The organism is Sinomonas sp. P47F7 (assembly GCF_049332655.1).
Lineage (GTDB): Bacteria > Actinomycetota > Actinomycetes > Actinomycetales > Micrococcaceae > Sinomonas.
Genome location: NZ_CP186327.1, coordinates 1,689,892 through 1,703,326 on the forward strand (window position 1 = coordinate 1,689,892; position 13,435 = coordinate 1,703,326).

Sequence of the window (13,435 nt, forward strand, 5' to 3'; positions counted from 1 at the left end):
CTCGATCACGCGAGGATGTCCTTCGTGGTGAACCGCCCGTAGGCGAGCGCCCCGAACAGCGCGATGTAGCCGAGCTGCAGCAGGGCGTTGTCTCCGAACGAGCCCCACGCGATCGGCTCGCGCAGGAGGTCCGCGACGGCGAGCCAGTGGTCGCTGAACAGCCACGGGTGCAGCCAGTCGAGCTGGTCGAGCGCGTCGAGGACCTGCGAGACGACCGCGAGGACGATCGTCGCGGCCATCGCCCCGACGGGCACGCTCGTCATGGTCGAGGCGAACAGGCCGATCGCGGAGAGACCGAGCAGCGACACCGTGACGTATCCCGCCATGAGCAGGAGCCGCCCGAACGCCTCGGCCGGACTGATCGTGTCCCCCGAGAGGAGCGTCGCCTGGCCGAGCGGGAACAGCACGGCTCCCGCGATCGTCCCGCCGACGACGACGGCGAGCGCCGCCGCGGCACAGAACACGGCGGACGTGAGGTACTTGATCACGAGGAGGCGCACCCTGCCGGCCGGGGCGGCGAGCAGGTAGCGCAGCGTGCCGAGGTTCGCCTCGCCCGCGATCGTGTCCCCGGCGACCACCCCGACCGTGAGCGGCAGGAACAGCGGCGTGCACACCACGAGCCCGACGACTCCCGCGAACAGCCCGTTGTGCGTGATCTGGTCCAGGAACGCGGGGCCGCGGCCGCTCGAAGCCCCCCGGGGCGAGAACCGCACGGCGAGGCCGATGAGCACGGGGACGGCCGCGAGCGCCGCGAGCATGGCCCACGTGCGCCAGCGGCGGAACAGGACCGAGAGCTCCGAGAGGAACAGCCGGAAGCCCGCCGGCACGCTATCCAGCGACATCGAACCCCTCTCCCGTGAGCTCCACGAAGCGCTCCTCAAGGCTCGCTGAGGCGGCCGCGAACCCGCGGACCCGAACCCCGGCCGAGACGAGCGCCGCGACGACGTCCTCGGGCGAGGGCGCGCCGTCGTTCGTTGCACTCGTGGCGACCACGGTCCCGGGTGCGGAGCGCTCGGGGGAGAGCCCGAGCCCGCGCAGAACCTCGGCGGCCTGGGTCGCGTCGGGCGTGCGCACCTCGACGCGGGGGAGGGCGGCGCCGCGGAGCTCGTCGAGCGTGCCCTGGGCGACGAGCCGGCCGGTGCGGAGCATCGCCGCGTGGGTGCAGATCTGCTCGACCTCGGCGAGGAGGTGGCTCGAGACGAAGACGGTCGTGCCGTCGTCGGCAAGCGAGCGAATGAGGTTCCGGACCTCGCGCGTGCCCTGGGGGTCGAGGCCGTTGGTCGGCTCGTCGAGCACGAGGAGCTCCCGCGGCGCGAGGAGCGCGGCGGCGAGGCCGAGCCGCTGCTTCATCCCGAGCGAGTACGCGTGGACGCGTTTGTGGGCGGCGTGCTCGAGCCCCACTCGCTCGAGCGCGGACTTGACCCGTTCCCCGCGGGTCTGCGCGGGCGCCCGGAGATCCGCCGTGTCGAGGCGGTGCAGGTTCGCCTCGCCGCTCAGGAACGGATAGAACGCGGGGCCCTCCACGAGCGCGCCCACCCGGGGGAGGACTCCCATGAGCCGGGCCGGCATCTCCTCGCCGAGGACCTCGACGCGGCCCGCGGTCGGGGATACGAGGCCCAGGAGCATGCGGATCGTCGTCGTCTTGCCCGAGCCGTTGGGCCCGAGGAAGCCGAAGACGGCGCCGCGGGGCACGGTGAGGTTGAGGCCATCGACGGCGTTGTGCCGGCCGAAGCGCTTGGTGAGACCTTCTGTCCGGATGGCCGTCGCCGGGGCGTCGTTCGCCGGGGCGTCCTCCGCTGGGGCGTCCTCGGGGCCGAGGCTCACTGGGCCGCCTTGGCCTCGAGCGTCGAGGCCGGGACCGCGCCCACGAGTACCCGACCGTCGTTCGTGATGAGGATGTTCACGAGCGAGGACGAGAGCAGGCGCCCGCCCGAGACCGGCGTCGCGAGCTGCTTCACGAGGGGCTGGTCGAGGAAGCCCGCGGGAACCTTCGCCGCGGGGACGACGACCACGGTGTCCCAGCCAGGCGCGCTCTCAGGCGTCTTCGCCCCAGTGGAAGGCTTGGGCGCCGGCGACGCCTTGGGCGTGGCACCCGGCGTGGCACCCGGCGTGGCCTTCGGCGTGGTGGCCGGAGCAGGAACGGGGTGCTCCTTGACCGTTGCGCCGGCCGGAGGCGTGAAAGCGAAGACCGACGCGTCCGGCGCGCCCAGGTCGAGTTTCGTGAACGCCGCGTGGAAGGCCGGGTCCTGCTGGCCCTTCGCGTAGACGTCGACGGCGAGCGGCAGGCCGGTCTGCGCCTCGACGGCGATCTGCACGGAGCCCACGAGCGTCCCCGAGGTCTTCGGCGTCAGGACGAGCGTGTACGCGCTGTGCCCGGCCACGGAGGCCGATTGGCCGAGCGTCACGTTCGTGCTCGGCCCGGCCGCGGCGAGGAACCGTTGCGCGAGCTGGTCCGGGGTCATGACGGGAGTCTTGGCCGTCGCGCCTGCCTCCGGCCCAGCCCCGGCGGGCAGCGTCGCGTGCGTGACCTCGTTCGTCTTCGAGTCGAACGTCCACACGTCGTTGCCGTTGCGGATCGCGTCGCGCTCGGCGAGCTGGTCCATGATCTGGACGCGGACCTTCGTGGGCCCGTCGGTGTAGACGCGCGCAGCGTGCGCCGTGGTGAGGAGTTCGAGGAGCGTGGCCTCGCCGCCGAGCGTCGCGCTCTTCGTCGCGGGTGCGAGCGCCTGGGCCGGGATCGACGGGAGTCCGAGATCTGCCCTTTCCTCGACCGTTCCGGAGAACTGCCGGGCCGCGTGGGACGCGACGAGCGCGAGTACCTGCTCCGGCGTCGCGGGCGGGGGCGGGCTTACCGCGACCGCGCCGGCCGCGAGCACTCCGACGGCGACGACGGCGGGAACGGCGGCAGCAGGCAGCCAACGGGTCCAGATTCGCTTCATGACAACGACCTCCACAACAGTCTTGCCTCCACGCTACGCCGGGGGTGTGCGGGTGTCGTCATCCCAGAGTCGTACGTTCGCGGCAGGTATTCGCGGCGGCCGTCAGCCGCCCGCGAACGGCGGGAGCACGTCGAGCTGATCGCCCGCGGCGAGCCGCCGGAGCGGATCCTTCGCGGCGATCTCATTGACCAGGAAGGAGCAGCGCCGCAGAACGTCGGCGAGCTGGGGCGCGCCCGGCTCGGGGGAGCGGACGACGGCGCGTGCGGCCTCGAGCGCCGACGCGAGGGTCCCGCCGTCGGGCACCTCGAGCGACTCGGCGTCGACGCCCGCGGCGGCCCGGGCCGCCGCGTAGTACCGCACGGTGATGACCATCGAGCGGCCCTAGCCCCCGATCGCGCTCATCGAGCGGTCGGGCTGCACGAAGTCGGCGTCGCCGAGCCCCGTGTGGTCCATGCCGTGACCGCGCGGCTTGAGCCACATGGCGTCCTGCCACAGCGAGGCGATGTCGTGGTCGCTCGCACCCGAGCGGAGCAGGCCGCGCAGGTCGACCTCCTCGTGCGAGAAGAGGCAGCTCATGACCTTGCCCTCGGCCGTGATGCGGGTCCGCTTGCAGTCGGCGCAGAACGGTTCCGTGACGGACGCGATGATGCCGACGGTGCCCAGAAGGTCGTCGTCAGGGCCCCGCACCTCGAAGCGCTCGGCGGGGGCGCCGTCGCGCGCCCTGGCATCGGGGGAGAGCCGGAAGCGCTCGCCGAGCATCGCGCGGATCTCCGCCGCGGTGACCATGCCCTCGCGCGTCCAGCCGTGGTCGGCGTCGAGAGGCATCTGTTCGATGAACCGCAGCTCGTAGTCGCGCTCGAGGCACCATGCGAGGAGGTCCGGTGCATCCGCGTCGTTGATGCCGCGCATCAGCACGGAATTGATCTTGATGGGTCCAAGGCCCGCGGCGTCGGCGGCCTCGATGCCCGCGAGCACACGGTCGAAGAACGGCCGGCGCGCGAGCTTCTCGAACGTCTCGGGATGGAGCGTGTCGAGGGAGATGTTGATGCGCGTGAGGCCCGCGGCCTTGAGCGCCACGGCCTTCTTGTCGAGCCCCACGGCGTTCGTCGTGAGCGCGATCGGCAGCTCGGGATGGGCCGCGCGGAGGGCCGCGACGATCTCGACGACGTCGGCGCGTACGAGCGGCTCGCCGCCCGTGAGGCGCAGCTCGCGGACGCCGAGCACGCGCACGCCGATCCCCACGATGCGCACGATCTCCTCCGCGGAGAGCACCGCGTCCTTCGCGAGCCACGGGAGCCCTTCTGCGGGCATGCAGTAGGAGCAGCGCAGATTGCATTTGTCGGTGAGTGAGAGCCGCAGGTCCGTCGCGACCCGGCCGTAGCGGTCGCGGAGACCATCGAACGCCGGGCGGTCGGCCCGCTGGCCCTGGGCCCGCTGGCTCGCCGGCAGGAGCGGCATGCCGAGCTGCACAGTCATAGATCTACGGTACGCCAGCCGACCTATTCTGGAGACATGGGACCCCAAGGTGCGCGGCATCTGAACTGGTGGGCGGCCGCGGCCGGCGTGCTCTCCGCCGTCGCCGGCGTCCTGTCGGGGGAGCTGCTCGCGGGCCTCGCGAGCCCCTCTCTGAGCCCGGTCTCCGCGGTCGGGGGCGCGGTGGTCGATTTCGCCCCGCCTGCGGCCAAGGACTGGGCCATCCAGACGTTCGGGACGGGCGACAAGGCGTTCCTCGTGACCGTGATCGGCGTCCTCCTCGTGGCCCTCGGGGCCGCAGCCGGAATCCTCGAGCTGAGGCGGCCGGGCGCGGGCGCGGGCCTCGCGGCGCTCATCGGGGTCGGGGGCGTCGCGGCCGTCGCGACGCGCTCCCTCGTGAGCCCCCTCGCGCTCGCGTGCGCGGTGGCGGCCGGGATCGTCGCCGTTGCCATGGTGCGCTGGCTCGTCCGGCGTCTCCGGAGCGAGGCGGGGCGGGGTCAGCCAGACCCGGGCCTCGCGCGCCGCAGCTTCCTGCGAGCGATGGCGGGCAGCGCCGTCGCCGTCGCGCTCGGCGCGGTCTTCGCAGGCGTGCTGCGGGGAACGGCGCTCGCGGCGAGCGCCGCTCGCGAGGCGCTGCGGCTCCCGTCGCCGTCGTCGGCCGCGCCCAGCCTCCCGGACGGCGCTGATCTCCGGGTCCCCGGTGTTTCCCCGCTCGTGACGCCGAACGCCACCTTCTACCGCATCGACACGGCCCTCGTGGTCCCCTCCGTGGACCCGAACGGATGGAAGCTGCAAGTGACGGGGATGGTCGAGCAGCCCGTCACGATCACATGGCAGGACCTTCTGGCCAAGCCGCTCATCGAGCGCTACGTGACGATCGCGTGTGTGTCGAACGAGGTGGGCGGCGATCTCATCGGGAACGCGCGGTGGCTCGGCTGGCCCGTGCGCGAGCTCCTCGCGCAGGCGCGGCCCAAGGCCGGCGCGGACATGGTGCTCTCTCGCAGCGTCGACGGCTTCACGGCGGGAACCCCGCTCGAGGTGCTCATGGATCCAGGCGTCGACGCGATCCTCGCGATCGGCATGAATGGCGAGCCGCTTCCGCCCGAGCACGGCTTCCCTGTGCGCATGATCGTGCCCGGGCTGTACGGTTTCGTTTCGGCCACGAAGTGGGTCACGGAGCTCAAGCTCACCACTTTTGCCGCGGATCAGGCCTACTGGAGCACGCGCGGCTGGTCACAGCGCGGGCCCATCAAGACGTCTTCGCGCATCGATGTGCCGCGCGACGGCGCCCGCGTCGCCGCAGGCGCCGTGACGCTCGGCGGGGTCGCGTGGGCGCAGCACCGCGGCGTGACCGGGGTCGAGGTGCGCGTCGACGAGGGGCAGTGGCAGCCGGCGACCCTCGGAACCGGGATCTCGCGGGATACGTGGTACCAATGGTCGGCGAAGGTCCAGCTCGTGTCCGGCAAGCATCGGGTGAGCGTTCGGGCCACCGACGGGACGGGCGCGCTCCAGGTCCAGCAGGCGGCTCCGCCACCGCCGGACGGGGCCACCGGCTACCACACCATCACGATCGAAGCAGGAGCCTGATACATGGGGACGAGCGTCGCGGCACACCGAAACGCGATCCGGGCGCTTCTCGCGCCGCTCGCCGCCCGGGAGCCCGAGCTCCGTTCCCTCGATGACGCGCTGGGGCTCGCGCTGGCCCGAGACCTCGTGGCCCCCGTGAGCCTCCCGCCGTTCGACAACTCGCAGATGGACGGCTTTGCCGTCCGCACGGCTGATTTCGAGGGCTGGCCCACCGCGAACGACGACGGCGCGCGGCGCGAGTTCGCAGTCGCGGCGCCCATCCCGGCGGGGGCTGTGCCGGCTCGCCTCGTGCCGGGGCGCGCCGCCCCGATCATGACCGGCGCGATGCTGCCCGAGGGCGCGGACGCGGTCATCCCCGTCGAGCGCGCCGTGCCGCCGCGGTTCGCGGACCTCGCGACCGTGACGCTTCCCTCGGTCGAGCCGGGAACCTTCGTGCGGCGGGCCGGGAGCGACGTGGCCGCGGGCGCCGTCGTCCTTGCTGCGGGGACGCGGCTCGGGCCCGCTCAGCTGGGCCTCGCCGCTGGGCTCGGCATCGCCGACGTGCCCGTGCGCGCCCCGCTGCGCGTCGCGGTCGTGAGCACGGGGGCCGAGCTCGCCGCCCCGGGGGAGGCGCTGGGCCCAGGCCAGATCCACGATGCCAACGGGACGCTTCTCGCCGCGGCCCTGCGCGAGGCCGGACTCGACGCGCGCGCCGCGGCCGTCCGCAGCGACGAGCCGGGGGACCTCCTCGCCGAACTCAACGAGGCCGCGCGCTGGGCCGACCTGCTCATGACGACGGGCGGGGTGTCCAAGGGCGCGTTCGAGGCGACGAAGCTCGCGCTTGCCGAGCATGATGTCGAGTTCGCCCACCTCGCGATGCAGCCCGGCGGCCCGCAGGGGATCGGGAGGGTTGGCGGCGTGCCGTTCCTGGGCTTCCCAGGCAACCCTGTGAGCTGCTGGGTCTCGTGGGAGGTGCTCCTGCGGCCGGTTCTCGCCGAGCTTTTCGGCGCGCCCGCGGCGCGGCGCCGACTCACGCTCCCGCTCGCCGCATCGCTCGACTCTCCGGAAGGGAAGCTCCAGGTGCGCCGGGCGCGGGTGGACGGCGGCGTCGTCGTCCTCGTCGGCGGGCCAGGCTCGCACCTGCTCGGCGCGCTCGCCGGCTCCGACGCGCTGGTCCTCGTCCCCGAGGACGTCACCGTGCTGCCCGCCGGGGCCGACGTGGAAGTATGGCTCCTGTGAACGAGTCCCCCCAACGCGATGCCGAGACGAGCACTCACCTCACCCACGTGCGCGCGGACGGCACCGCGCACATGGTCGATGTGAGCCACAAGCCGGAGACGAGCCGCGAGGCCACCGCGCAGGCCATCCTTCGGACCACCCCCGAGGTCCTGGCCCTCCTCGGCGAGGGCGGGCTCCCGAAGGGCGACGCGCTCGCCGTCGCCCGCGTCGCGGGCATCATGGCCGCCAAGAAGACCCCGGAGCTCATCCCGCTGTGCCACCCGCTCCCCATCTCGAAGGTGACGGTCGACTTCGAGCTCAGCGAGGCGTTCGTGCGCGTGCTCGCGACCGTCAAGACCCGGGGTGTGACCGGCGTCGAGATGGAGGCGCTCACCGCGGCGACCGTCGCGGCGCTCGGCGTCTACGACATGGTCAAGGCTGTGGATCATCACGCCGTCATCTCGGACGTCAAGGTGCTCGCGAAGAGCGGCGGCAAGAGCGGCGACTGGTCGCTCGGGGATCCCGGGCCGTTGGTGGGCGAGCCGTGATGCGCCGCGCGGGGATCGTCATCGCGTCGACGCGCGCTGCGACGGGCGTGTACGAGGACCGCTCGGCGCCGATCATCGCGGACTGGCTCGCGGAGCACGGCTTCGAGGTCATCCCGGCCGCCGTGGTGCCCGACGGGCCATCCGTCGGCGCGGCGCTGCGTGCGCTGCTCGCGCTCGCGCCCACCGTGGTCGTGACGAGCGGCGGCACGGGCCTGAGCCCGGACGACGTGACGCCGGAGGAGACGCGGCCGCTCCTCGACCGCGAAGTACCCGGGATCATGGAGGCGTTGCGGCGCGCGGGCGCGGCCAAGACCCCGCTCGCGGCGCTGAGCCGCGGCTACGCGGGCGTCTCGGGGGCCACGTTCGTCGTGAACCTGCCTGGCTCGCCGTCCGGCGTGATGGACGGTCTTTCCGTGCTCGACCCCCTCATCGGGCACCTGTGCGACCAGCTGGAAGGAAACCATGGCCACTGACGCACGCGTGGACATCGTCAACGCCGAGGTGACGCCCGATCCGATCGACGAGGCCGTGGCGCGTCGGGCCGTCGACGCGCCGGACGCCGGCGCCGTCGTCTCCTTCGCGGGGATCGTGCGCGACCACGACGAGGGCCGGGGTGTCCTGCGACTCTCCTATACCGCCCACCCAACCGCCGGGGCCACGCTTCGTGGGGTCGTCGACGCCGTCGTCGCGGAGCATCTCGACCGGTACGGCCCGTCTGAACGGGCCATGCGGGTGTGGATCGCGCACCGTATCGGCGAGCTCGGGGTGGGCGACGTTGCGTTCGTGTGCGCCGTCTCGTCGGCGCATCGCGGCGAGGCGTTCCGGCTCTGCTCGGACCTCGTGGACCGTGTGAAAGCCGAGGTGCCCATTTGGAAAGAGCAGTTCTTCGACGACGGCGGCAAGGAGTGGGTCGCCGCGCTGGGCTGAATGCTCAGGCGTTGGGCTGAACGTTCAGGCTGAATTCTGGGCGCCGCGCTCCGATAGGCTTCTGGCATGACAGAACGACTTCCGGTGGCAGTGCTGGGCGCGAGCGGGCGCATGGGATCCGAGGCGGTCAAGGCCGTCCAGGCGGCGCCGGATCTGGAGCTTGTCGCAGCGCTCGGGCGGGGTGACACCCTCGACTCAATCGTCGACGCCGGAGCCCGCTACGTCGTGGACCTCACCGTCCCGGATTCCACCGAAGCGAACGTGCGCTTCGCCGTCGAACACGGGATCCACGCTGTGGTCGGCACCACCGGATGGACCGCCGAGCGGCTCGACTCGCTCCGCTCGCTCCTCGCTGAGCACCCCGAGACCGGTGTCCTGATTGCCCCCAACTTTGCTCTCGGTTCGGTGCTCGCCTCCGCGTTCGCTGCCAAGGCCGCCCGGTACTTCGAGTCGGTCGAGATCATCGAGCTGCACCACCCGGACAAGGTCGACGCGCCTTCGGGCACCGCCGTGCGCACGGCGCAGCTCGTCGCGGCCTCGCGGGCCGAGGCTGGCGTAGCGCCGTCGCCCGATGCGACCCGGACAGCGCTCGACGGCGCGCGCGGCGCCGATGTCGACGGCGTGCGGGTGCACGCGGTGCGGCTGCGGGGACTCGTCGCGCATCAGGAGGTGCTGCTCGGCGGCCCGGGGGAGCAGCTCACGATTCGGCACGATTCCTTCGACCGCGCGTCGTTCATGCCCGGCGTGCTCCTAGGCCTGCGTTCCGTCGCGGCCCATCCCGGCCTGACGGTCGGGCTCGACGGCTATCTCGATCTGGGGCTCTGACCGCGTGGAGTGGATCAAGGCCCATCGGACCAAGCTGTGGGTCGCGGGCATCGCCCTGCTGCTCGTGTTCTACCTGGTCCTGACGTTCAACCGGGCCGTTCTCCTGCTCGCGGACCCGCAGCCCATCGCGAAGGCTATCGGCGCCGCGTACCTCGTGCTCCCGATCATCGGGGCGTGGGCGCTCGCGCGCGAACTCATGTTCGGTGCCGGGCTCGAGCGGCTGGGCAGGGAGCTCGAGGCCGAGGGCGGGCTTCCCGAGGACAACCTCCCGCGGACCGCAGGAGGCCGGATCGTGCGGGACGCAGCCGATGCCGAATTCCCCTCGTTCCAGGCCGAGGCAGAGGCCGCTCCGAGCGACTGGCGTGTCTGGTACCGCCTCGGCCTCGCCTACGACGCCTCGGGCGACCGCAAGCGGGCCCGCGCCTCCATGCGCAGGGCCATCTCGCTGCACCGCGCTCTCCATCGCGCGGCGCGGTAGCTCGTCGCCACCTACGCGCCCGTCGTTGCGCCACGGAGTTTTCGGTTCGGACGAACTTAGGCGTCGTGGGCCCTGGTTACGGTGAGGTCGTCGCGCCGTCGTTCGTCTTGTCTTAGGCGCGTGATCAGCACCGATGACATGGGGGGACGTCAATGGCGCTCTATCGTTCTGTTCGCTGGCCTTTTCGCCTGGTCTTTCGCTGGCCTTCTCGGCGCGCGTTTCGCTCTGCGGGGCTCGCCGCGGTCGTCGTGTTCGGTGTGGGGCTGGCCGCGTGCGGCTCGGGTCCGGGCGAGGCGGTGCCGTCGGATGCGTCCTCGTCGGGGCCTTCTGTTTCGTCGGGGTCCTCGAGCGCGCCGCCGACTCCGGACTCCCGCCCCACCCCCGCGAGCTCGAAGGGTCCCGCGAGGAACCTCCCCAGGCCGGTCCTGCCGGAGGCCGCGAAGCACAACACCAAGGAGGGCTTCGCGGCGTTCACGCAGTACTGGTTGAATACCGTGACTTACGCATTTGAAACCGGAGACGCCAAACCGCTAACTGACGTCTCGGACAAGTCATGCAGGGTGTGCGAAAGGTTCCTTCAAGACTCCGAAACACTCCACAGCCGGAGTGGGTGGTCTGTCGGTCCCAGGTGGACGGTGCAAGATTTTTCCAGCGACATGACGACGGATCCACACGAGCGTGTTCTTGGTCGCTTTTTGGGAGTCGAATCGCCGTCGACCGAATACACCTCGGACTCGGTAATCGGACGAGCATTTCCAGGGGAACCGTCAGGTACGTGGCAAGAAATCTACGCAGTCTTTGGCGCTTCGGGGTGGACCGTCGCCGAAACTGGAAATGTCTGATGAAACGTGGGATATCGCTGTTCTTGGTGCTCGCAGTCATGGCAGCTTTCGCCAGCGCACCCGCCGGAGCTTCGGATACGCACGGCCGCCTGAATGGAACGAACGCCGAGGTTCACGCAGAGACCGACGGCCGCGTGGCCTTCGATTTTCCGCCTCCGCCTGCTGGGACGGTGGATCCGTTTGTGTACAGCTATCGGCCTGCGTGTGTTGAGGGTGATGGGGCGTGGGACATGTGCGTGGAGGTCAATCGGAAGTGCCGGTCGGGCGGTGACCGGGCGGCCCAGTTGGTGACGTGGTTCAGGGCGCCGCAGGGCAGCCCGGGGTCGTGGGAGCGGCTCGAGCAGGCCTGCATGTTCGACGGTGTGCCGCCGGAGCGTCCGGGTGGGGGCCTGGTGGTGGCGGTGACGGAGCGGCAGTTGCGGGAGCTGCCGATCGCGGGCCCGGTGCTGGGGGCCCAGCCGGGCCGGCACACGCTCAAGGGGGCCGAGACGAACCTGTACGCGGAGCCGGCGGGGCAGTCCTTCCGGCTCACGATCGCGGGCCGTGCGGTGGAGGTGCGGGTGGCCCCGGCCGAGTACCGGTGGTCGTACGGGGACGGGGCGGTGTTGACCACGGCGGCCCCGGGCGGGCCGATCCCCGAGGCGAGGTGGGGGGAGAAGACGGCCACGAGCCACGCCTACACCGCCACGGGGGATGTCACCGCTTCCCTGGCGACGGTGTTCGCGGGGGAGTTCTCGGTCGAGGGCGGCCCGTTCCAGCCCATCGCGGGCACCGCGACGGTCCCCTCCACGCCCCGGGCCCTGACCGTGTGGCGCTCCGAGGTGCGCCTCTAGGAGACTGCTGAAGAAGTCGGGCGGGCGGGGCGCGCCTCCCTGCTTCGGGCCGGGGAGGGTTAAGACTGGCTTCATGCAGGGTCGCGACGATGGACAGCGTGAGTTCCTTGACGTTGAGGCGCTGGCCGGGCATCTGCTGGTTCCGGGCAGCGTCTTCGCCTTCCTGGCCGGGCATCGGCTGAAGCTGTTCCCGGCGGAGATGTTCGAGGATCTCTTTCCCTCGGGCCGGGGCCGGCCCTCGGTCCCGCCCGAGGTGGTCGCCACGGTCCTGGTGCTGCAGGCGTTGAACGGGCTTTCGGATCGCGAGGCTGCCGAGGCGGTGACCTTCGACCTGCGGTGGAAGGCCGCCTGCGGCTTCGCGGTCGCGGACCGGGCGTTCCATCCGACCACCCTGACCTACTGGCGGCGCCGGCTCGCGGCCAGCGCCCGGCCGCAGCGGATCTTCGAGGCGGTCCGGGACGTGGTGGCCGCGACCGGCGCGGTGGGCGGGGGGACGCGGCGGGCGCTTGACTCCACGGTGCTGGACGACGCGGTTGCCCGGCAGGACACGGTCACCCAGCTGGTCGCCTCGATCCGGCGGGTCGGCCGGGAGGTCTCCGGCGCGGAGGCGGTGATCGCCGCCGAGTGCACCCGGCTGGCCGGGCTGACCGGGCAGGACTACGCCTCGGCCGGGAAGCCGCGGATCGTGTGGGACGATGCGGCCGCGCGCGACGGCCTGGTCACAGCCCTGGTCAACGACGCGCTCGCGCTGCTCGCGGCGCTGGACGTCGATGCCGCCCAGGCCGCGGGCGGGAGGCCTGCGGAGGCGGTGGCGCTGCTGGCGCTGGTGGCCGGGCAGGACGTCGAGCCCGCGGAGGACTCCGACGGCAGCGACGGGCGGTGGCGGATCGCCCGCAGCGTCGCACCGGACCGGATGATCTCCACCGTCGACCCGGAGACCCGGCACGCGCACAAGACCCGGGAGCGCCGGCAGGACGGGTTCAAGGCCCATGTGGTGGTCGAGCCGGAGACCGGGCTGACCACCGCGGTGAAGCTGACCAAGGCCAACGGCCCGGAGAACTCCGACGCATCCGTCGGCAAGGACCTGGTCGCCGCCGACCCGACGATCGCCGGGCAGGAGGCCGTCGAGGTGCTCGGCGACTCGGCCTACGGGTCCGGGGAGATGCTGCACGCCCTGGACCAGCGGAAGTGGACCCCGATTATCAAGCCGTGGCCGCTGCGGCCCGCGGTCGAGGGCGGGTTCACCATCGACGACTTCGCCCACGACGGCGAGGCAGGGACCCTGACCTGCCCGGCCGGGCACACCCGCCGGCTCACCAAGACCCGCAAGGCCGTGTTCGGCGCCGTCTGCGCCCACTGCCCGCTGCGATCGCAGTGCACCACGGCCAGAGACGGTCGCAAGATCGAGGTGCATCCCCACGACCTGCTCCAGCGCGCACACCGCAGGCGGGCCACCGCGGAAGGCTTCCAGACCACCTATCGGGCCAAGCGGCCGATGGTCGAGAGATCGATCGCGTGGCTGACCCGGGGCAACCGCCGCGTCCCCTACCGGGGCGTGGAGAAGAACAACAGCTGGCTCCACCACCGGGTCGCCGCCCTGAACCTCAGGCGACTGCTCGCACTCGGCCTCAGCTTCGACAACGGAACCTGGCAGCTGGCCTGATCGCGCCGCAGGCCCCCAGAAGACAGCCTCGAACCCAACGCCAGGGGCACCACGACGCCCTGCACAGGCGGGACGGACCCATGCTGCACCCAGAGCCGACCAAAACCCGCCGTTCGACTGGCC

16 protein-coding genes are annotated in these 13,435 nt (G+C 72.0%); 10 read left to right on the forward strand and 6 right to left on the reverse strand.

What is annotated here, in order from left to right; genetic code table 11:
• Positions 1 to 5: 5 nt before the first annotated feature.
• The 5 genes from ACOKR1_RS08025 to moaA all read right to left on the reverse strand — a co-directional run bounded on the left by ACOKR1_RS08025 (position 6) and on the right by moaA (position 4,415).
• Positions 6 to 842 (reverse strand): ABC transporter permease, encoded by an 837-nt coding sequence (locus ACOKR1_RS08025; RefSeq protein WP_422936156.1) that lies wholly within the window; start codon positions 840 to 842, stop codon positions 6 to 8.
• Positions 829 to 1,758, reverse strand: coding sequence for an ABC transporter ATP-binding protein (locus tag ACOKR1_RS08030; RefSeq protein ID WP_422936579.1), 930 nt, complete (start codon positions 1,756 to 1,758; stop codon positions 829 to 831). Before ACOKR1_RS08030 ends, ACOKR1_RS08025 begins: the two co-directional genes overlap by 14 nt.
• A gap of 62 nt (positions 1,759 to 1,820) precedes the next feature.
• Positions 1,821 to 2,939: a DUF2092 domain-containing protein gene (locus ACOKR1_RS08035; RefSeq protein WP_422936157.1), complete on the reverse strand. Its 1,119-nt coding sequence runs from the start codon at positions 2,937 to 2,939 to the stop codon at positions 1,821 to 1,823.
• A gap of 102 nt (positions 2,940 to 3,041) precedes the next feature.
• Positions 3,042 to 3,305, reverse strand: coding sequence for a MoaD/ThiS family protein (locus ACOKR1_RS08040; protein ID WP_422936580.1), 264 nt, complete (start codon positions 3,303 to 3,305; stop codon positions 3,042 to 3,044).
• A gap of 15 nt (positions 3,306 to 3,320) precedes the next feature.
• Positions 3,321 to 4,415, reverse strand: coding sequence for a GTP 3',8-cyclase MoaA (gene moaA, locus ACOKR1_RS08045; protein ID WP_422936158.1), 1,095 nt, complete (start codon positions 4,413 to 4,415; stop codon positions 3,321 to 3,323).
• Between the two features lie 36 nt (positions 4,416 to 4,451).
• Between moaA and ACOKR1_RS08050 the strand changes: the two genes are divergently transcribed.
• The 7 genes from ACOKR1_RS08050 to ACOKR1_RS08080 all read left to right on the forward strand — a co-directional run bounded on the left by ACOKR1_RS08050 (position 4,452) and on the right by ACOKR1_RS08080 (position 9,974).
• Positions 4,452 to 5,999, forward strand: a complete 1,548-nt coding sequence (locus ACOKR1_RS08050) for a molybdopterin-dependent oxidoreductase (RefSeq protein WP_422936159.1) — start codon at positions 4,452 to 4,454, stop codon at positions 5,997 to 5,999.
• 3 nt (positions 6,000 to 6,002) lie between these two features.
• A complete protein-coding gene (gene glp, locus ACOKR1_RS08055; RefSeq protein WP_422936160.1) occupies positions 6,003 to 7,217 on the forward strand; it encodes a gephyrin-like molybdotransferase Glp in 1,215 nt (404 codons plus the stop codon).
• On the forward strand, positions 7,205 to 7,744 hold the full coding sequence (gene moaC, locus ACOKR1_RS08060; protein ID WP_422936161.1) for a cyclic pyranopterin monophosphate synthase MoaC: 540 nt from the start codon (positions 7,205 to 7,207) through the stop codon (positions 7,742 to 7,744). Before glp ends, moaC begins: the two co-directional genes overlap by 13 nt.
• Positions 7,744 to 8,217, forward strand: a complete 474-nt coding sequence (locus tag ACOKR1_RS08065; RefSeq protein WP_415857264.1) for a MogA/MoaB family molybdenum cofactor biosynthesis protein — start codon at positions 7,744 to 7,746, stop codon at positions 8,215 to 8,217. Before moaC ends, ACOKR1_RS08065 begins: the two co-directional genes overlap by 1 nt.
• On the forward strand, positions 8,207 to 8,671 hold the full coding sequence (locus tag ACOKR1_RS08070) for a molybdenum cofactor biosynthesis protein MoaE (protein ID WP_422936162.1): 465 nt from the start codon (positions 8,207 to 8,209) through the stop codon (positions 8,669 to 8,671). Before ACOKR1_RS08065 ends, ACOKR1_RS08070 begins: the two co-directional genes overlap by 11 nt.
• Before the next feature lie 66 nt (positions 8,672 to 8,737).
• On the forward strand, positions 8,738 to 9,496 hold the full coding sequence (gene dapB / locus ACOKR1_RS08075; RefSeq protein WP_422936163.1) for a 4-hydroxy-tetrahydrodipicolinate reductase: 759 nt from the start codon (positions 8,738 to 8,740) through the stop codon (positions 9,494 to 9,496).
• Positions 9,497 to 9,500: 4 nt separating this feature from the next.
• A complete protein-coding gene (locus ACOKR1_RS08080) occupies positions 9,501 to 9,974 on the forward strand; it encodes a hypothetical protein (protein ID WP_422936164.1) in 474 nt (157 codons plus the stop codon).
• Positions 9,975 to 10,134: 160 nt separating this feature from the next.
• Here the strand turns inward: ACOKR1_RS08080 and ACOKR1_RS08085 are convergent, their stop codons facing one another.
• Positions 10,135 to 10,449, reverse strand: coding sequence for a hypothetical protein (locus ACOKR1_RS08085; RefSeq protein ID WP_422936730.1), 315 nt, complete (start codon positions 10,447 to 10,449; stop codon positions 10,135 to 10,137).
• Here ACOKR1_RS08085 and ACOKR1_RS08090 point away from each other — a divergent pair.
• The 3 genes from ACOKR1_RS08090 to ACOKR1_RS08100 all read left to right on the forward strand — a co-directional run bounded on the left by ACOKR1_RS08090 (position 10,400) and on the right by ACOKR1_RS08100 (position 13,312).
• Positions 10,400 to 10,816 (forward strand): DUF6318 family protein, encoded by a 417-nt coding sequence (locus ACOKR1_RS08090; RefSeq protein WP_422936581.1) that lies wholly within the window; start codon positions 10,400 to 10,402, stop codon positions 10,814 to 10,816. The two genes, ACOKR1_RS08085 and ACOKR1_RS08090, sit on opposite strands and share 50 nt — an antisense overlap.
• 287 nt (positions 10,817 to 11,103) lie before the next feature.
• Entirely contained in the window at positions 11,104 to 11,649 is a 546-nt protein-coding gene (locus ACOKR1_RS08095) for a hypothetical protein (RefSeq protein ID WP_422936165.1), read from the forward strand.
• 73 nt (positions 11,650 to 11,722) lie between these two features.
• Positions 11,723 to 13,312 carry an IS1182 family transposase gene (locus tag ACOKR1_RS08100; protein ID WP_422933071.1) on the forward strand — a complete coding sequence of 530 codons (1,590 nt, stop codon included), beginning with the start codon at positions 11,723 to 11,725 and terminating at the stop codon, positions 13,310 to 13,312.
• Positions 13,313 to 13,435 lie beyond the last annotated feature (123 nt).